Raw genomic sequence first — 18,785 nt, forward strand, 5'->3', positions numbered from 1 at the left:
CAGGGAGACGGCCGCTGACCGGGTGCCGGTCGGCCGCCGCTACGACGCTCAGGGACCCGGCCCTACAGGACAGGAGGTCAGACGGGGATGACCTTGATGGTGGCGGGCTTGCTCTCGTTCTGGAGGCGGTCCAGGGACGTGATGAGGTACGTGCCGGGCGCGGGCGCCGTGTAGGCGGGGGAGGTGACGACCGCCACCAGGCTCCGGGCGTCGACCGGCTGGCAGGTGGAGCCCTTCTTCGGGACCTGGTAGACGGCGTAGGAGCGGGCGCCCTGGATGGGCTTCCAGGAGATCGTCATGCCCGTGGACCTGGTCGCGGCGGGCTTGGCGGGGGCGTTGTGGTCCCGGTTCTTGAGGAGCGGGAGCAGGGCGGGCCGTGGGTACTGGTTCCTGGCCAGGCGGTCCATGACGCCCAGCGGGTTGGTCAGCAGCTGCTTGCCGCTGAAGTAGACGTCGCCGTCCACCTGCTCATAGGAGCGGTTGAACGTCAGGTGCGCGGGCAGCTCGCCCGGCTTGGTCCAGGCCTTGTCGTCCTTGGTGCCGACCCGGTAGAGCGCCTGCCCGATGTAGAGGTCGACGCCCGTGCCCTTGACCTCGTCGGCCCACCACGGCACCAGCGCCTTGTAGTCGGCCGCCTTGAAGCCGCGCGGCCAGTACAGCTGCGGCATCACGTAGTCGACCGTGCCCGCCTTGATCCACGCCCGTGCATCCGCATAAATCGAGTCATAGGCGGACATGCCGGCAGTCTTCGAGCCCGTCGGATCATCGGACTTGTTGCGCCAGATCCCGAACGGGCTGATGCCGAACTTCACGTATCGCTTGATGTCGTGGACGGCCTTGTCGACCTGTGCGACGAGCTGGTTGACGTTGGCCCGCCGCCAGTCGCCCAGCTTCCTGCCGTTACCGTACTTTGTAAAGGCGGCCGCGTCGTCGAACTTCCCGCCCCCGCCCGGATATGGGTAGAAGTAGTCGTCGAAGTGCACCCCGTCGACGTCGTAGCGCCTGACCACGTCCGTGATGACCTTGACCACGTGGTCGCGCACCGCGGGCAGCCCGGGGTTGTAGTAGAGCTTGCCGTCGTACTTGACGACCCAGTCCGGGTGCTGCCGCGCCGGATGCCCGGGGGGCAGCTGCTTCACCTTGGTGTCGTAGCCGGCCCGGTACGGGTTGAACCACGCGTGGAACTCCAGCCCCCGCTTGTGCGCCTCGTCGATCAGGAACGGCAGCGGGTCCCAGCCGGGGTCCTTGCCCGCCGTACCCGTCAGATACATCGACCAGGGCTCGTACGGCGAGCGGTAGATCGCGTCAGAGGCGGGACGGACCTGGACGAACACCGCGTTGAGCCGGCGCTTGACGGCGGCGTCGAGCAGCGTGGCGTACTCGGCCTTCTGCCGGTCGATCGACAGGCCCGTCCGCGAGGGCCAGTCGAGGTTGTGCACCGTCGCGATCCACACGCCGCGCAGCTGCCGCTTGGGAAAGCGCACGTCGGCCGTGCACGACTCGCGCACCGTCGCGGCAGTGGTGGCGGAGCCCTTGGGGGCCGGGTTCGCGTGCGATCCGGGGCCGAAGGCGTAGGCGGTGCCTGTGGTGAGGACGGCTAGGGCGGCTGCTGCGAGCAGGGGACGTCCAGGGCGCATGGTTCCTCAGTGTGACATCGCCCCCGTCGTGGTTCGGCCCAAAAAAAGAAATCGATTCGTGATGTTCGTGTGACGAAAGTAACGGTTGAGCCGGGTGGGACCCGGCTCAACCATCACGTCACGTCACTCCGTGGCCGCCACCTTGTCGGCCAGGTGCGGCGGCAGCGGCTCGTACCGCAGGAACGCGCGCTGGAAGGTGCCCGTGCCGTGCGACATCGACCGCAGGTCGATGGCGTAGCGGGTGATCTCCAGCTCGGGCACCTCCGCCTTGACCAGCGTGCGTCCGGTGCCCACGGGCTCGGTGCCGAGCACCCGCCCGCGCCGCGAGGACAGGTCGGACATCACCGAGCCCACGTGCTCGTCGGCCACCAGCACCGACAGCTCGTCGACCGGCTCGAGCAGCAGGGTCGACACCTTCGACGCGGCCTCCTTCAGTGCCAGCTGCCCGGCTATCTGGAAGGCCATGTCGGAGGAGTCGACCGAGTGCGCCTTGCCGTCGTAGAGCGTGACACGCACGTCCACCATCGGGTAGCCGGCGACCACGCCGCGCTCCATCTGGGCCCGCACGCCCTTCTCCACCGAGGGGATGAACTGCCGGGGCACGACGCCGCCCACGATCTTGTCCACGAACTCGAAACCCCCGCCGGAGGGCAGGGGCTCGACTTCCAGGTGGCAGATGGCGTACTGGCCGTGACCGCCGGTCTGCTTGACGTTCCTGCCCATGGCCTGGCACTTTCCGCCGAACGTCTCGCGCAGCGGCACCCGCAGGTCGATCCGCTCGACCTCCACGCCGTGCCGGTTGGCCAGCCGGTCGAGCAGGACGTCGGTGTGCGCCTCGCCCATGCACCACAGCACCAGCTGCCGGGTCTCGGCGTTGTTCTCCAGGCGCAGCGTCGGATCCTCGGCCACCAGCCTGCCCAGCGCCTGCGACAGCTTGTCCTCGTCGGCCTTGGACCTGGCCCTGATCGCGACCGGCAGCAGCGGGTCGGGCATCGACCAGGCCGTCATCAGCAGCGGGCGGTCCACCTCCGACAGCGTGTCGCCGGTCTCGGCCCGCGACAGCTTGGCCACGGCCACGATGTCGCCGGCCACGCCCTTGCCGATGGGGCGCTGCTGCTTGCCCAGGGGGCTGGTCAGCGTGCCGATGCGCTCGTCGACGTCGTGGTCCTCGTGCCCGCGGTCGGCCAGGCCGTGCCCGGAGACGTGCACGGTCATGTCGGGGCGCAGCGTGCCGGAGAACACACGTACCAGGCTGATCCGGCCCACGTAGGGGTCGCTGGTGGTCTTGACGACTTCGGCCACCAGGGGGCCGTCGGGGTCGCAGGCGTTGACCTTGACGGGCTTGCCGTCCAGGTCGGTGATCTCGGGAAGCGGGTGTTCGAGCGGCGAGGGGAAGCCTTGGGTGACCAGTTCGAGCAACTCCACCGAGCCCACGCCCAGGCCGGTGCAGAGCACGGGGAAGAAGCTGCCGCGGGCGACGGCCTTCTCCAGGTCCTCGATGAGGACCTTGGTGTCGATCGGCTCACCCTCCAGGTAGCGGTCCATGAGGGACTCGTCTTCGCTCTCCTGGATGATGCCCTCGATCAGGACGCCCCGGTGTTCCTCGATGCGCGCCTCGTACTCGGGTCCCGGCTCGTTCTCCGTGCGGCTGCCGGTCGCGTAGTTGAAGAACTTCTGCGACAGCAGCCCGATCAGGCCGTTGACGTGCCCGTTGGTGATCACCGGCAGGTAGAGGGGGGCGACGCCGTCGCCGAAGACGTCCTGGCAGGTGGTCAGCACCTCGTCGAAGTCGGCACGGTGATGGTCGATCTTCGTGATCACCACGGCCCTGGGCATGCCGACCTGGGCGCACTCCTCCCACAGCATCTGGGTGAGCCCGTCGATGCCTTCCGAGGCCGACACCACGAACAGCGCGGCGTCCGCGGCGCGCAAACCGGCGCGCAGGTCGCCGACGAAGTCGGCGTATCCGGGGGTGTCCAGGAGGTTGATCTTGATGCCGTTGTGCACCAGTGGCGCCAGTGCCAGGTTGACCGATCGCTGCTGGCGTACCTCGACCTCGTCGAAGTCGCTGACCGTGTTGCCGTCCTCCACGCGCCCGGCCCGCTGGATCGTGCCCGTCGCCGTCAGCAGCTGCTCTATCAGGGTCGTCTTGCCCGCTCCGGAGTGGCCGACCAGTACGACATTGCGTATCGCATCCGCCCTGTCGGCCGCTGGTGCCCTGCCCGCGGCTCCCGCGGCCCCGCCGGGGTTCCTTTCCGCCACAATTCCTCCGTCTCCATGGGGCGAGCCGGCCTCGCCTGGCACCCTGAGGTCCACGCGACGGCTACCTCTCCCTGCCGTCGGTTGAGGTCCAACACCGCGCCCGCGCGGAAGGTGATGGAAACCACATGGACGCGGTGTGTTCACCAAATACCCGTGTGGCGGATATCACAAGAGGGGTGAGGCAAAGAAAGTCGTCGGCCCCGCGATGGCCTACGATCGGGAGCGCGATGCTCAAACTCCTGCGCCCGGCCATGACCCGGATACTCACCCCGCTGGGCAGGGCTCTCGTCCGCCGCGGGATCGGCCCGAACGCCGTCACGGCGATCGGCACCCTCGGCACCGTGATCTCCGCCCTGCTGCTGTTCCCCCTGGGATACCTGACGGCGGGCGCCCTGCTGATCACGCTGTTCGTGCTGTTCGACCTGCTCGACGGCGTGGTCGCGCGGCTCGGCGGGGGAGGGGGCAGCACCTGGGGCGCCTTCCTGGACTCCACGCTCGACCGGGTCGCCGACGCGGCCGTGTTCGCCGGGCTGATCATGTACTTCATCTCCAGGAAAGACACCCTGATGGCCGCGGTGACGCTGGCCTGCCTGGTGCTCGGCGGGCTGGTCTCCTACGCCAAGGCCAGGGCCGAGGGGCTCGGGCTGACGTGTGACGTCGGCCTCGCCGAACGCCCTGAACGGCTCGTCGTGGCGCTGGTGGCGGCCTTCTTGTCCGGGCTCGGCGTGCCGTACATCCTGCCCGTGGGGATGTGGCTGCTGGCCGTGGCCAGCGCCGTCACTGTGGTGCAGCGCGTCGTGCACGTCCACAAGCAGACTGGTGGCAAGCAGCCGGGGGAGCGATGAGCGAGCCGTCCATCACCGATCGTTTCGTGGCCGCGGGCTTCGCGGCCGGGTGGAAGCTCGTCCCGTTGCTGCCCCAGCGGCCGACCGCGGCGGTGTTCGCGTTGCTGGCCGACCGGGTGTGGCGCAAGCGCGGCAAGTCGGTGAGCCGGCTGGAGACCAACCTGGCCCGCGTCACCGGGCTCGACCCCGACAGCCCGCAGCTGCGCGAGCTGAGCAGGCGCGGCATGCGGTCCTACTTCCGCTACTTCCACGAGGTCTTCCGCCTGCCGTCCATGCCGGTCGACGAGATCGTCCGCCGTACCCACGTCACCGGCGCCGAGCACGTCCACGACACCGTCGCCGCAGGGCGCGGCGTGGTGCTGGCGCTGCCGCACATGGGCAACTGGGACCAGGCCGGCGCCTGGCTGGTCGGCGTCGGGCACCCCTTCACGACCGTGGCCGAGCGGCTCAAGCCCGAGTCGCTGTTCCGCCGGTACGTGGCCTTCCGCGAGGGGCTGGGCATGGAGGTGCTGCCGCTCACCGGGGGTGACGGTCACAACTTCGGCACGCTTGCCACCCGGGTGCGGCGGGGCGGCGTGGTGTGCCTGCCCGCCGAGCGCGACCTGACCAAGAGCGGCGTGGAGGTGCGTTTCTTCGGCGCGACCACCAAGGTCCCCGCGGGTCCGCCGCTGCTGGCCGTACAGACCGGGGCGGCGCTGCTGCCGGCGATCGTGTACTTCGACGGCGACGACTGGGGGATCGACATCCACCCCGAGGTGCCCGTGCCCGAGGAGGGGACGCGGCAGGAGAAGGTCGCCGCGGTGGCGCAGGGGCTGGCCGACGTGTTCGAAAAGGGGATCGCGCAGCATCCCGAGGACTGGCACATGCTGCAGCGGTTGTGGCTGGAGGACCTGCCACGATGAAGGTCGGCATCGTCTGCCCGTATTCCTGGGACATGCCCGGCGGGGTCAAGCAGCACATCGACGACCTCGCGCAGGCGCTCATCGCGCAGGGCCACGACGTCTCGGTCATCGCGCCCACCGGCGACGACGCCGACCTGCCCGCGTACGTGACGGGGGCGGGCCGGGCGATTCCGGTGCCCTACAACGGGTCGGTGGCGCGCATGTCGTTCGGGTTCATCTCGGCGGCGCGGGTGCGGCGCTGGGTGCGCGACGGCTCCTTCGACGTGCTGCACATCCACGAGCCGCTGATCCCCTCGCTCGGGGTGCTGGCCTGCTGGGCCGCCAGGGGGCCGATCGTGGCCACCTTCCACGCCTCCTTCTCCCGCTCGCGGGCGATCGCGGTGGCCGAGCCGCTGCTGCGCAGCGCGCTGGAGAAGCTGACCGGCCGCATCGCCGTCTCCGACGCGGCCCGCAAGAGCCTGGTCGAGCAGTTCGGCGGCGACACCGTGCTGATCCCCAACGGCGTCACCGTCGCCCGCTACGCCGAGGCCGAGCCGCTCGACGACTGGGGGCCCGACGGCAGGACCCTCGGCTTCCTGGGGCGGCTCGACGAGGAGCGCAAGGGCTTCCCGATCCTGATCGAGGCCATGAAGCTGCTGCCCGCCGACGTCAAGCTCCTGGTCGCCGGGCCCGGCGAGGCGAAGATCCCCAAGTCGCTGCGCGATCGCGTGACCCTGCTCGGAATGGTCAGCGAGCAGGACAAGATCCGCGCCTACCACTCGGTCGACGTCTTCTGCGCGCCCAACACCCGCGGCGAGAGCTTCGGCATCGTGCTGGCCGAGGCCATGGCCTCCGGCGCGACCGTGCTGGCCAGCGACATCCCCGCCTTCCGCAGGGTGCTGGGGGAGGGCCAGGCGGGCGCGATGTTCGCCAACGGCGACCCCGAGTCGCTGGCCCGTGAGGCCACCGCGCTGCTCGAGGCTCCTGAACGGCGGGCCAAGCTGGCCGCCGAGGCGCTGGTGGCGGTGCGCAAGTACGACTGGTCCACGGTGGCGCGCGACGTCGTGCGCGTCTACGAGACGGTCACCGCGAGCGGCGCCGGCCGGGTGGAGGAGGACCTGCTGTGACGTCCACCCTGATCGTGCTGATCGTCGGGATCGTGGTGGTGCTGGCCGCCGTGTACGTCTCCTGGCGCGCGGGCCGGCTCGACCGGCTGCACATCCGGCTCGAGCTGGCCAAGGAGGCGCTGGATGCCGCCCTGATGCGGCGCAGGGCCGTGGTGCTCGAGCTGGCCGGTTCCCGCCTGCTGGATCCGGCCACGTCGCTGGTGCTGGCCGCGGCCGCGCACGAGGCGCGCATGGCCGGTCCCGACGAGCGCGAGCACGCCGAGAGCGACCTGTCACGGGCCCTGCGGGCCGCCGTCGACCAGGAGCGCTTCAGGGAGAAGCTGTCCGAGGCGCCCGGCGGTCAGGACCTGCTGGAGGAGCTCGACGCGGCGGTGACCAAGGTGGTCTACTCGCGCCGTTTCTACAACAACGCCGTCGGCGTCACCCGTACGGCACAGCGGCGCTGGCTGGCCAGGACGCTGCGGCTGGCGGGGCACACCGAGTTCCCGCGATTCTTCGAGATCGATGACAATCCGCCGGAAGCTATGGCAACTGAATGACCTAATTTGGGGAGCGCCGGTAAGCTTCTCCCGTTTTCTTGCCTTTTTGCTGGAGCGGAGGAGTTCACAGGTGCGGCTACCCCGGATGATCACGGTATCTCTGGCCGGAGCGGCCGTCCTGCTGCCCGTTGCGGCCTGCTCCTCGGACAAGCCGGCGCCGGGCACGGTGCCCCAGGCCGCCACGGCCGCGCCCTCCGCCTCGCCGACGGAGACGGGCGAGGGGCACCCCTTCACCGGAGAGCCCGGGCAGGACCTCAAGCCGGTGCTGGCGGTGAAGATCGAGAACACCGCCGCGGGCAAGCCGCAGATGGGGCTGAAGAGCGCGGACATCGTCTACATCGAGCAGGTCGAGGGCGGCCTGACCCGGCTGATGGCGATCTTCTCGTCGAAGATCCCGGCCAAGGTCGGCCCCGTCCGCTCCGCCCGCATCTCGGACCTGCACATCGTGCCGCAGTTCGGCAAGCCCGCCTTCGCCTACTCCGGCGTCCAGACCAAGATGCTGCCCTTCATGGCCAAGGCCTCGCTCTTCGATGTGGGCGACACCAGGAATCCCGGCGCCTACTTCCGCCAGCCGGGCCGCGTCGCGCCGTACAACCTGTTCGCCAGCACCAAGAAGCTGCTGGCCAAGGCGCCGGACGCGGACAAGGCCAAGGACATCGGCTTCACCTTCGGCGATGCGCCCGCCGCCGGCGGCGTGGACAAGAAGTCCTGGACCGTACGGTGGCCCGCGGCGCACTTCACCTTCGACTGGTCCGACGCCAAGAAGCAGTGGATGATCTCCCAGGACGGCAAGAAGGACATGGCCGCGGAGGGCGGGCAGCAGAGCGCGCCCACGGTCGTCATCCAGTACGTGCAGACGGTCCGCTCGCAGTTCCACGACTTCCACCAGAGCTACACGCCGCTGGTGAAGACCATCGGCAAGGGCAAGGCGATCGTGCTGCGCGACGGCAAGGCCTACAAGGCCAACTGGTCGCGGCCCGACGAGGAGCACGGCACGACCTACACCACCGAGGACGGCCAGCCGATGAACTTCACGCAGGGGCCGGTGTGGGTCGCGCTGGCCAGCAAGAAGCCCGTCTCGCCTTGATGTACAAAACAGCCCATAAATCCTGACAGGGTGGCCTGTCCGGGGAGGTAGGCCTCAGGACCTACCATGGGTTTGATAACTTACCGATCGCCCTTGTGAGGATGACCGTGTCCACCAGCACGCCCGAAAACACCCCTGCCACCGGAACCGCCCGCGTCAAGCGAGGCATGGCCGAGATGCTCAAGGGCGGCGTCATCATGGACGTCGTCACCTCCGAGCAGGCCAAGATCGCCGAGGACGCCGGCGCCGTCGCCGTGATGGCCCTGGAGCGCGTGCCTGCCGACATCCGCGCGCAGGGCGGTGTGTCCAGGATGAGCGACCCCGACATGATCGAGGGCATCATCTCCGCCGTGTCGATCCCCGTCATGGCCAAGGCCCGCATCGGCCACTTCGTCGAGGCGCAGGTGCTCCAGTCGCTCGGAGTCGACTACATCGACGAGTCGGAGGTGCTCACGCCCGCCGACTACGCCAACCACATCGACAAGTTCCGCTTCACCGTGCCGTTCGTGTGCGGCGCCACCAACCTCGGCGAGGCGCTGCGCCGCATCACCGAGGGCGCGGCGATGATCCGCTCCAAGGGCGAGGCGGGCACCGGTGACGTCTCCAACGCCGTCACCCACATGCGCACGATCCGGGGCGAGCTCAAGCGCCTGTCCACGCTTCCCGAGGACGAGCTGTACGTCGCGGCCAAGGAGCTGCAGGCGCCGTACGAGCTCGTCGCCGAGGTCGCCAAGGCGGGCAAGCTCCCGGTCGTCCTGTTCACCGCCGGCGGCATCGCCACCCCCGCGGACGCGGCCATGATGATGCAGCTCGGCGCCGAGGGTGTCTTCGTCGGCTCCGGCATCTTCAAGTCCGGCGACCCCGCCAAGCGGGCGGCGGCCATCGTCAAGGCCACCACCTTCTACGACGACCCGGACGTCATCGCCAAGGTCTCGCGCGGCCTCGGCGAGGCCATGGTCGGCATCAACGTCGACGAGATCCCCCAGCCCCACCGCCTCGCCGAGCGCGGCTGGTAACAACCCCCTCCCCACGGGCTGGTTTTCCGTGTGCCCCGGGACGCCTTCGGCGGCGCCCCTGGGAGCCATGGTCCTTGCCTTGGTCAGCGCTATCGCGCGAATCAGTTCTTCGTGGGGGGCCCAGCCCCCCACGAAGCCTGGCAGGGGAGCGCCCCTGCACCCGCGCCCTCCTCGCTTCGGATGACGGCCCAGTCGCAGCAGCGGTGCCCCTTGGCGCCGGCCCCGGCCGACAGGTTCTGCCAGGCCCGCTTGGGCACCCGCGCGGAACCTCCCGGCACCGGTGGTGACTTCGGCTGAGCAGGCCACCGCGAGCACGTAGCCGACCTGGCGCTCTTCCAGCGCGGACCGCAGCTTCGCGTTGCCGCCGTAGACCTCGTCCCCCGCGACCAAGCCCACACGGTGCCCGGCGTCGAGGAACCGGCCGATCATCCGCGCGGCCCGAGCCTGTGGAGATCTTCCAGATCTGCCTGCGCGTGCTGCGCGGCGCCCCTCGCAGTTCCGGCTTGGTCGCGAAGACGGTGTTCCCGTCCAAGCCCGCGGCCCGGCAGCAGCCCGAGTACCAAGTCCCGCACCCGGCGCCGAGGTTCAACCCGCGCGAACCGGCCCACTATCCGGCACATCAGAACCTCGAACGCCTCCTGCCAGCGGGCAGGACCCGCGGCCACCATAAGATCGTCAGTCAACAAACCGATGATCAGCGGTTGGCCGCAACTCCCCCGCAAGACCAGGGCCCATAACGATCTACGGCTGGTACTAGGACCGAGGCGGATCGCGCCGCGCGGACCGGCCGCGGGTGGTGGGTTCGTGCCGCTCTAGCGGGCGGCGACCCCCTCGATCTCCAGGAGCCACGACTCGTCGTAGATCCCCGCGATGACCACCGTGAGCGCCGGTGCGTGCTCGCCGAGGACCTCGCGCCGGATCGCCGAGTAGTGTCACCGGGCCCAGGGGCACGGGCACGGCCAGCAGGGCCAGTGCCAGCCCGCCCAGCGCGAGTCCCAGCGCCGCGCCCACGGCGAGGTCGCGGACGAACCCGCCGCTTGACCGGCGCGGGGCTGCTCGGACGAGGTAGCAGATCCGCGGCAGCGCCGCGATCAGCAGTCCGCCAGCAGGCGGTGGGCCAGGCCCAGCAGCTCGGTCGACTTGCCCGCGCCGGGCGCGCCGAGGATCAGCAGGCTGCGGTCCATCAGCTCCCAGGCGTGCCGGATGTCGCCGCCGCGCACCTCGACGGGTTCCGGCGGGCGCAGCAGCAGGTCCGCGGGCGGGACGACGGCGTCGGGGCGGGGTTCGAGGTCGAGCGCGATGGACGGCAGGGCGGGGGCCGCCTCCCAGCGGGCCGCCAGGAGCTCGAGCACCCGGCGCCGCTGCTGGTCCTGGTGGTAGGCGCCGTAGCTGCGGCGGGCGCCGGTCAGGACCCGGTCGAGGGCGAGCCGCCACAGCGGCACCACCACCATCGCCAGCCCGAGCAGGGCCACGGCCGGCCAGGCCAGACCCCGATAGGGCTCCAAGAGCGAGGGCAGGGTGCCGCCGGTGGCGACGTTGATCATGATGGCCAGCAGGGTCGTCAGCACGGCCTCGATGGCCACCAGTAGGGGGATGCGGCCGCGCATGGCGGCCATTATCCGGTGTCAGATGCCGCAGGTGAAGCGGAACATCTCCCACGTGCCGATCCGGGTGGCGTCGGAGTGGATCGTGTCGGTGGTGCGGCCGCCGCCGCCGACCGCCGTCAGGTAGTGGCCGTCGATCGTCTGGATCGCGTCATAGCCGTTGCCCAGCGAGACCACCGACAGCTTCTCCCAGGCCTGCAGATGGGTCGCGTCCGAGTGGATGACGTCGGTGGTACGGCCGCCGCCGCCCACGGCCGTCAGGTAGTGGCCGTTGGTGGTCAGGAAGCCGTAGTGGATGTTGGGGCTGCCGTCGCCGGAGTCGATGAGCATGAAGCGCTCCCACGAGCCGATGCGCGTGGCGTCGGTGTGGATGACGTCGGTCGTGCGCCCGCCGCCGCCTACCGCCGTGACGTAGTTGCCGGTGTTCCTGGTCTGGATGGCGCACGTGATCGGCCCGTTGATCGGCGCGCTGGCCGAGGCCGCGACCGGCAGGCCCAGCCCGAGTACCCCGACGGCGACCGCCGCCATGCCCGCCGCCTTGGTGAGCGCGTTCTTGATACGCATGAGCTGTCTCCTTGTCGATGATCTCCCGGTCCGGATGTACGGCATGCCGCATCCGGACCCTCGACGGAGAAGGCGTTCCTGGCCGTTCCGCCCCGTTCCATGTGGTGAAAATCGTCACTCAAAGTGGCAGATGTGAAGAATGTCGCCTTGTGTTCACCAAGGAGTCATGATCTTCAGTCAGGCTTCGAGGCGTTCCGAACGCTTGATCGTCCCAGGAGTGCCCCCGTGCCCCAGCTCAACCGCCGCCACTTCCTCGTCACCGGGTTAGCGGCCGCCGCCGCGATCCCCGCCGGGCCCGCGTTCGCCGACCCCGACCCCTCGGCGGAAACCGCGCAGACCCTCGCCTCGCGCGGGCTCAGGACCGACCCGTTCACGCTGGGCGTGGCCAGCGGCGATCCCGATCACAGCGGTTTCGTGCTGTGGACCCGCCTGGCGCAGCAGCCGCTGGCCGAGGACGGGATGGGCGGGATGCCGCTGCGGCCCTTCCCGGTGCTCTGGCAGGTCTACGCCGACGAGCAGTGCAAGCGTGTGGTGCGTGCGGGCGTGGCCGTGGCCGCCCCCGAGTGGGGTCACAGCGTGCACGTCGAGGTGGACGACCTCGGCTCCGACCGCGAGTACTGGTACCGCTTCCGCGTCGGCCCGTACGTCTCGCCGGTCGGCCGCGCCAAGACCGCGCCGCACCCTCTGTCGTACGGCGGGCCGCTGTCGATGGCGTTCGTCTCCTGCGCCCAGTACGAGCACGGCTACTTCACCTCGTACCGCAGGCTGGCCGAGGAGCACCCGGACCTGATCCTGCACCTGGGCGACTACCAGTACGAGTACACCAAGAACACCTACACCATCCCCGGCGGCAACGTCCGCGACCACGAGGGGCCCGAGACGGTCACGCTGGCCGGCTACCGCCAGCGGCACGCCCAGTACAAGGCCGACCAGGACCTGCAGGCGGCGCACGCCGCCGCGCCGTGGCTGGTCGTGTTCGACGACCACGAGGTCGACAACAACTGGGCCGACGAGATGCCCGAGCATCCGGAGGAGGCGCCGACCTTCCCCGAACGGCGGGCGGCGGCCTTCCGCGCCTACTACGAGAACATGCCGCTGCGCCGTACCTCCATCCCCCGAGGTGTGGACATGCAGCTCTACCGGCGCATCCGATGGGGGAGGCTGGCCACCTTCCACATGCTCGACACCCGGCAGTACCGCGACGACCAGGGCTGCGGCGACGGCTACAAGGACTGCCCCGCCTCCGTCGACCCGAGCAGGTCGATCACCGGGGCCGAGCAGGAGCAGTGGCTGATCGACGGGTTCCACCACTCGCGGGCGCAATGGGACATCCTGGGCCAGCAGGTGTTCTTCGCCCAGCGCGACAACAACGCCGGACCGGCCAAGGTGACCAGCCAGGACGCCTGGGACGGCTACGTCGCCTCGCGGCAGCGCATCACCCAGGGCTGGGTGGACGCCAAGGTGCGCAACGCGGTCGTGCTCACCGGCGACGTGCACGCGCACTGGGCCGGCGACCTCAAGCTCGACTACGACGACCCGACGGGACCGTCGGTGGGCTCGGAGCTGGTGGCCACCTCGATCAGCACCGGGGGTGACGGCGCCGACTCAGACCCGGCCAAGCACCCGTACCTGAAGATCAACCCGCACCTGAAGTTCTACAACAACCAGCGCGGCTACGTGATCTCCAGGATCGAGCAGGACCTGATCACGGCCGACTTCAAGGTGGTCCCGCAGCTGCGCCAGCCCGGCGCCGAGGTGTACACCAGGGCCACCTTCGTGGTCGAGGACCGGGTGCCCGGCGTGCAGCAGACCTACCTGCGCCCGCTGCCGCCCTCGATCGCCGCCGAGCGCGAGATCACCGTCGACGAGACGGTCCGCTTGGAGACCGAACGCCCGTAACCGCTGGGTAAGGCGGCACCCGCGCGCCGGGTGCCGCCTTTTATACGCTTGATTACTTAGTCTGGCTAAGTTAGCCTGGCTAAGTATGAGCGACGATCCCGGTGAGCTGGCGGAGCAGGTCTCTGCCGTGCTGCGGCACCTGGTCCTGCTGCTGCGCCGCACGACGGCCGGGCAGCCGGTCACCAGCCAGCAGTACTCGGTGCTCGGTTCCCTCGAGCGCGGCCCGCGCAGGATGACCGAGCTGGCCGAGGAGCACGCCGTCCAGCTGCCGACCATGACCGTGCAGATCAACCGGCTCGAGGACGCCGGACTGGTCGCCCGCGGCTCCGACCCGGCCGACGCGCGCGTCAGGACGGTCGAGCTCACCGTCGAGGGCCGCCTGCGGCTGCTCGCCGTACGGCAGGCCAGGGTCGCCCACCTCAGCCGGGAGCTCGCGGCGCTCACCGCGCAGGAGCGCGCGGTCCTCCGAAGCGCGCTGCCCGTCCTGGCCAAGCTCGGAAACCCGCGATAAGGAGTCTCATGTCATCCGGTGGCGGAATTCTGCGCCAGCCGACGTCCGTCTGGGCCACCGCGTTCGCCGCGGTCGTCGCCTTCATGGGCATCGGTCTGGTCGATCCGATCCTCCCCTCCATCGCCCAGGGGCTGAAGGCCACGCCCAGCCAGGTATCGCTGCTGTTCACCAGTTACTTCATGGTGACGGCGGTGGCCATGCTGATCACCGGCTGGGTCTCCAGCAGGATCGGCGGCAAGCGCACCCTGCTGCTGGGCCTGGCCCTGGTGATCGTCTTCGCCGCGCTGGCAGGGACCTCAACCAGCGTCGGCGAGCTGGTCGGATTCCGCGCCGGGTGGGGCCTGGGCAACGCGCTGTTCGTGGCCACCGCGCTGGCCGTCATCGTCGGCTCGGCCAGCGGCGGGGCCGAGTCGGCCATCATCCTCTACGAGGCGGCGCTCGGCCTGGGCATCTCGATGGGCCCGCTGGTCGGCGCGCTGCTCGGCGACTGGAACTGGCGGGCGCCGTTCTTCGGCACCGCCACGCTGATGGCCGTCGGATTCGTGCTCATCACCACGCTGCTCAAGGCCACCCCCAAACCAGACGTCAAGACCAAGCTCAGCGCCCCCATCAGAGCCCTGGCCCACGGCGGGCTGTCGACCACCGCCTTCACCGCGCTGTTCTACAACTTCGCCTTCTTCACCGTGCTGGCCTTCACCCCGTTCATCCTGCACATGACGCCCTACGGCATCGGCGCCGTCTTCTTCGGCTGGGGCGTGTGCGTGGCGCTCTCCTCGGTGTTCGCCGCGCCGCCGCTGCAGCGCAGGATCGGCTCGGTCAACGTGCTGCACCTGGCGCTGGCGCTGCTGGCGCTCTTCCAGGTCGGCATCGCGCTGTCGGGGCACGCCGGGATCATCGTGTTCACCATCCTGTCGGGCATCCCGATCGGGCTGAACAACACGGTCTTCACCGAGTCGGCCATGGAGGTCTCCGACGCGCCCAGGCCCGTCGCCTCGGCCGGCTACAACTTCGTGCGCTGGATGGGCGGCGCGCTGGCCCCCTTCATCGCCACCAAGCTCGGCGAGGAGATCTCCCCGGCCCTGCCGTACTACGTCGGCGCCCTCTGCTGCGCCGTCGGCATGGCCATCCTGTACGGCAGGCGGCACCACCTGCGGTCGCTGGCCCGCGTCGACATCGATCACGCCTTCCAGGACGCGCCCGCCCCCGCCGGATGACATGATCGAGGCGTGGCCCCGCCTACCGCTCCTACCAGGAGTGCGACGCGCGGCGCAGGCCCACCCACGGGGTCAGGAAACTCGCCTACCTCTTCACCGCGACAGGCGGGATCCGCGCGTGCCGGGTCGACGTGACGGCAGCCTCCGACCATCACGCCCTGTACGCCGAAGTGGGCCGGTAGGAAGACGCCGGGCGCTCCTGGTGTTGAATTAGCTGAACCCGGACCCCTGGCGAAAGGATGAGGCGTGCCCACGATCGGTGTCCTCGCTCTCCAAGGAGACGTGCGCGAGCACCTGCGCATGCTCAACGAGGCGGGCGCGACGGCGACAGCCGTACGCAGGCCCGGCGAGCTGGAGGCGGTCGACGCCCTGGTGATCCCCGGCGGCGAGTCCACCACGATGTGGAAGCTCGCCGAGATCTTCGACCTGCTCGAGCCGCTGCGCATGCGGATCAAGGACGGCATGCCCGCCTACGGCTCGTGCGCCGGCATGATCATGCTGGCCGACCAGATCGAGGGCGGCATCGACGGACAGCAGACCGTCGGCGGCATCGACATGGTCGTGCGGCGCAACGCCTTCGGCCGCCAGGTCGACTCCTTCGAGGAAGATCTCGACTTCGCGGGCCAGACGATCAGAGCGGTTTTCATCCGCGCACCCTGGGTGGAATCCGTCGGCCCGGATGTCGAAGTGCTGGGCCTGGCCGAACCGGGGGATAGGATCGTCGCCGTCCGTCAGGGGCCGTTGCTCGCGACATCGTTCCACCCGGAGCTCACGGGTGACACGAGCGTGCACGCCTACTTCGTAGACATGGTGAGAGGGAGCTCTAGGTAATGTCCGGCCACTCCAAATGGGCGACGACGAAGCACAAGAAGGCCGCGCTCGACGCCAAGCGCGGCAAGCTTTTCGCCAAGCTCATCAAGAACATCGAGGTGGCGGCGCGGACCGGTGGCCCTGATCCCGAAGGCAACCCCACCCTCTACGACGCCATCTTCAAGGCCAAGAAGCAGTCGGTACCCAACGAGAACATCGATCGGGCCCGCAAGCGCGGCGGCGGCCTGGAGGCCGGCGGCGCCGACTGGCAGACCATCATGTACGAGGGATACGCGCCCGGCGGCGTGGCGGTCCTCATCGAGTGCCTCACCGACAACCGCAACCGCGCCGCCTCCGAGGTGCGCGTGGCGCTGACCCGCAACGGCGGCTCGCTGGCCGACCCCGGCTCGGTGTCGTACATGTTCAACCGCAAGGGCGTCGTCATCGTCCCCAAGAACGGCCTGTCGGAGGACGACGTCCTGATGGCAGTCCTCGAGGCGGGCGCCGAGGAGGTCAACGACCTGGGCGACTCCTTCGAGATCGTCTCCGAGGCCGGCGACCTGGTCCCGGTCCGCAAGGCGCTGCAGGAAGCCGGCATCGACTACGACTCGGCCGAGAGCAGCTTCCTGCCGACGATGAGCGTGCCGCTGGACGAGGAGGGCGCCAAGAAGGTGTTCCGCCTCATCGACGCGCTCGACGACAGCGACGACGTGCAGAACGTGTGGGCCAACTTCGACGTCTCCGACGAGATCATGGAGAAGCTCGAGGCCTAAAGGTGGCCGGATCCGGACATCTCCCGTGATCTATTGATTTCTTAGAGCGATGCTTCCTCTGGAGGTATCGCGCTCATGAAGAGATTAGCCACCCTCACTTTCGCCTTGACGTTAGGCATCACCTCTCTGGTGGCCGCCACGCCCGCCTGGGCGGCCACCAGGGAGATCCCCGCCTCGGGGACCACCACCTTCCACCCGGCGCCCAGCGTCGACGGCGGCATCCAGGACCCGGAGATCCGCGGCTCCGAGCCCGAGGGGGACGCCAGGACCCTCACCAGACCGCGGCAGCCGTGGGACCGCAGCCAGTCGCAGGGGCGCCACCAGGGGCCCGGCGTGCTCGGGTCGGTGCTCGGCTCGCACCCCAAGGTCGACGTCAGCTTCAACGGGCTCAACTTCCGCGACCAGCGCACTGCCAACGGCGGCAACCAGTTCTCCGTCGAACCGCCCGACCAGGGCATGTGCGCCGGCAACGGGTTCGTGCTCGAATCGCTCAACGACGTGCTGCGCGTCTACGACACCAAGGGCAACGCCCTGATCGGCACGACCGACCTCAACACCTTCTACGGCTACCCGCCCGCCATCGACCGCACCACCGGCGTCGTCGGGCCGGAGATCACCGACCCCACCTGCTACTACGACAACGACACCCGGCGCTGGTTCCAGGTGGTGCTCACGCTCGACGTCGACGCCGACGGGAACCTCACCGGCCACAACCACCTCGACCTGGCCGTCAGCAAGACCGCGAGCCCGCTCGGCCAGTGGACGATCTACAAGGTCGACGCCACCGACGACGGCACCAACGGCACCCCCGCGCACCCGCACTGCCCGTGCATCGGCGACTACCCGCACATCGGCGCCGACCTGAGCGGCTTCTACATCACCACGAACGAGTACTCCTTCTTCGGGCCCGAGTACAACAGCGCCCAGATCTACGCCTTCCCCAAGCGCAAGCTGGCTCAGAGCGCCGCCTCGGTGCCGGTGCAGCAGTACGACACGACAGGGCTGGTGAACGGCAAGCCCGGCTTCACCATCTGGCCCGCCCAGGCCCCCTCGTCGCTGTACTCGCTGGAAGGCGGCGGGACCGAGTACTTCCTGTCGTCCAACGCCGCCGAGGAGGCGCAGGGCACCGGATCCAGCACCGACCTCATCGTCTGGAAGCTCTCCGGGACCCTGGGGCTCGACGCGGGGCGCACCCCCGTGCTGAGCGACCGGGTGACGCAGGTCGGGCAGTACTCCTTACCGCCCAAGGCCGACCAGAAGGCCGGATCGGTGCCGCTGGCCGACTGCATCAACGACACGACCACCGTCACACCCGCGGGCACCGGCTGCTGGCGCCTGCTTTCGGACGTCGAACCCGGCCACGACGAGGTCGAGTCGGTGCTCGACGCCAACGACACCCGCATGCAGCAGACCGTCTACGCGCTCGGCCTCGTCTGGGGCGCCCTCGACACCGCGGTCACGGTCGGCGGCCAGACCAAGGCGGGCGTGGAGTACTTCGCGGTCAACCCGCGCAACGGCAAGGTCGTCAAGCAGGGCTATCTCGCGGTGCCCGGCAACAACCTCACCTACCCGGCGGTCGGGGTGGACTCGCTCGGGCGCGGCGTCATCGCGATGACGCTCGTCGGGGCCGACCACTATCCCAGCGCCGCGTACGCGCCCGTCGACGTCTTCAACGGCGCGGGGACCGTGCAGGTCGTCGCGGAGGGCGCCGGGCCGCAGGACGGCTTCAGCGGCTACAAGCTCTTCGGTGACCCGCCGCGGCCCCGCTGGGGTGACTACGGCGCCGCCGCGATGGACGGCCGCAGCATCTGGATCGCCTCGGAGTACATCGCGCAGACGTGCACGCTGCAGCAGTGGCTGGCCGGCCCGATCGGCAGTTGCGGCGGCACCCGTGCCGCCTTCGGCAACTGGGCCACCCGCATCTCCCGCCTTACTCTCTGACGCCCCGGGGCTGCCGGGACCCGGCAGCCCTCAGGCTGTTGAGCTTCCTGAGGTCGCCGGTTCGTGTCGGGGCGG

At 69.7% G+C, this 18,785-nt stretch carries 16 protein-coding genes and 1 pseudogene; 12 read left to right on the forward strand and 5 right to left on the reverse strand.

Features of this window, described 5'->3' with window-relative positions:
• Window positions 1-77 precede the first annotated feature (77 nt).
• Together ACIBHX_RS26040 and ACIBHX_RS26045 are read right to left on the reverse strand one after the other, a co-directional pair.
• The gene (locus ACIBHX_RS26040) at window positions 78-1,637 is read right to left on the reverse strand and encodes a glycoside hydrolase family 10 protein (RefSeq protein WP_397069841.1); all 1,560 of its coding nucleotides are present in this window, start codon (window positions 1,635-1,637) and stop codon (window positions 78-80) included.
• 123 nt (window positions 1,638-1,760) lie between these two features.
• The gene (locus tag ACIBHX_RS26045; RefSeq protein WP_397069842.1) at window positions 1,761-3,899 is read right to left on the reverse strand and encodes an elongation factor G-like protein EF-G2; all 2,139 of its coding nucleotides are present in this window, start codon (window positions 3,897-3,899) and stop codon (window positions 1,761-1,763) included.
• Window positions 3,900-4,126: 227 nt separating this feature from the next.
• Here ACIBHX_RS26045 and pgsA point away from each other — a divergent pair, with 227 nt between their 5' ends.
• From pgsA to pdxS, 6 genes are all read left to right on the forward strand, one after another.
• Window positions 4,127-4,744 (forward strand): phosphatidylinositol phosphate synthase, encoded by a 618-nt coding sequence (gene pgsA, locus ACIBHX_RS26050; RefSeq protein WP_397069843.1) that lies wholly within the window; start codon window positions 4,127-4,129, stop codon window positions 4,742-4,744.
• Window positions 4,741-5,646 carry a phosphatidylinositol mannoside acyltransferase gene (locus ACIBHX_RS26055; protein WP_397069844.1) on the forward strand — a complete coding sequence of 302 codons (906 nt, stop codon included), beginning with the start codon at window positions 4,741-4,743 and terminating at the stop codon, window positions 5,644-5,646. The genes pgsA and ACIBHX_RS26055 overlap by 4 nt, the downstream gene beginning before the upstream one ends.
• Window positions 5,643-6,752 (forward strand): glycosyltransferase family 4 protein, encoded by a 1,110-nt coding sequence (locus ACIBHX_RS26060; RefSeq protein ID WP_397069845.1) that lies wholly within the window; start codon window positions 5,643-5,645, stop codon window positions 6,750-6,752. Before ACIBHX_RS26055 ends, ACIBHX_RS26060 begins: the two co-directional genes overlap by 4 nt.
• Window positions 6,749-7,291 carry a hypothetical protein gene (locus tag ACIBHX_RS26065; protein ID WP_397069846.1) on the forward strand — a complete coding sequence of 181 codons (543 nt, stop codon included), beginning with the start codon at window positions 6,749-6,751 and terminating at the stop codon, window positions 7,289-7,291. Before ACIBHX_RS26060 ends, ACIBHX_RS26065 begins: the two co-directional genes overlap by 4 nt.
• An 85-nt stretch (window positions 7,292-7,376) precedes the next feature.
• A complete protein-coding gene (locus ACIBHX_RS26070; RefSeq protein WP_397069847.1) occupies window positions 7,377-8,378 on the forward strand; it encodes a DUF3048 domain-containing protein in 1,002 nt (333 codons plus the stop codon).
• Window positions 8,379-8,479: 101 nt separating this feature from the next.
• Window positions 8,480-9,394: a pyridoxal 5'-phosphate synthase lyase subunit PdxS gene (pdxS, locus tag ACIBHX_RS26075; protein WP_397069848.1), complete on the forward strand. Its 915-nt coding sequence runs from the start codon at window positions 8,480-8,482 to the stop codon at window positions 9,392-9,394.
• Window positions 9,395-9,573: 179 nt separating this feature from the next.
• Here the strand turns inward: pdxS and ACIBHX_RS26080 are convergent.
• The 3 genes and pseudogenes from ACIBHX_RS26080 to ACIBHX_RS26090 all read right to left on the reverse strand — a co-directional run.
• Window positions 9,574-9,941 (reverse strand): annotated as a pseudogene (locus ACIBHX_RS26080) (hypothetical protein); the annotation flags it as partial.
• Between the two features lie 544 nt (window positions 9,942-10,485).
• Window positions 10,486-11,001, reverse strand: coding sequence for a hypothetical protein (locus ACIBHX_RS26085; RefSeq protein ID WP_397069849.1), 516 nt, complete (start codon window positions 10,999-11,001; stop codon window positions 10,486-10,488).
• Window positions 11,002-11,019: 18 nt separating this feature from the next.
• Window positions 11,020-11,562, reverse strand: a complete 543-nt coding sequence (locus ACIBHX_RS26090) for a fascin domain-containing protein (RefSeq protein WP_397069850.1) — start codon at window positions 11,560-11,562, stop codon at window positions 11,020-11,022.
• Window positions 11,563-11,787: 225 nt separating this feature from the next.
• Between ACIBHX_RS26090 and ACIBHX_RS26095 the strand changes: the two genes are divergently transcribed.
• The 6 genes from ACIBHX_RS26095 to ACIBHX_RS26120 all read left to right on the forward strand — a co-directional run bounded on the left by ACIBHX_RS26095 (window position 11,788) and on the right by ACIBHX_RS26120 (window position 18,710).
• Complete coding sequence (locus ACIBHX_RS26095) at window positions 11,788-13,461, forward strand: alkaline phosphatase D family protein (protein ID WP_397069851.1); 1,674 nt, start codon at window positions 11,788-11,790, stop codon at window positions 13,459-13,461.
• 85 nt (window positions 13,462-13,546) lie between these two features.
• Entirely contained in the window at window positions 13,547-13,972 is a 426-nt protein-coding gene (locus tag ACIBHX_RS26100; RefSeq protein ID WP_397069852.1) for a MarR family winged helix-turn-helix transcriptional regulator, read from the forward strand.
• A gap of 8 nt (window positions 13,973-13,980) precedes the next feature.
• Window positions 13,981-15,186 carry an MFS transporter gene (locus ACIBHX_RS26105; protein WP_397069853.1) on the forward strand — a complete coding sequence of 402 codons (1,206 nt, stop codon included), beginning with the start codon at window positions 13,981-13,983 and terminating at the stop codon, window positions 15,184-15,186.
• 246 nt (window positions 15,187-15,432) lie between these two features.
• Entirely contained in the window at window positions 15,433-16,017 is a 585-nt protein-coding gene (gene pdxT, locus ACIBHX_RS26110) for a pyridoxal 5'-phosphate synthase glutaminase subunit PdxT (RefSeq protein ID WP_397069854.1), read from the forward strand.
• On the forward strand, window positions 16,017-16,769 hold the full coding sequence (locus ACIBHX_RS26115; protein WP_397069855.1) for a YebC/PmpR family DNA-binding transcriptional regulator: 753 nt from the start codon (window positions 16,017-16,019) through the stop codon (window positions 16,767-16,769). Before pdxT ends, ACIBHX_RS26115 begins: the two co-directional genes overlap by 1 nt.
• Window positions 16,770-16,844: 75 nt before the next feature.
• Window positions 16,845-18,710, forward strand: coding sequence for a hypothetical protein (locus ACIBHX_RS26120; RefSeq protein WP_397069856.1), 1,866 nt, complete (start codon window positions 16,845-16,847; stop codon window positions 18,708-18,710).
• The last annotated feature ends 75 nt before the right edge of the window (window positions 18,711-18,785 follow it).

This window comes from Nonomuraea sp. NPDC050536 (assembly GCF_044457685.1).
In the GTDB taxonomy this organism is placed as follows: Bacteria; Actinomycetota; Actinomycetes; order Streptosporangiales; family Streptosporangiaceae; genus Nonomuraea.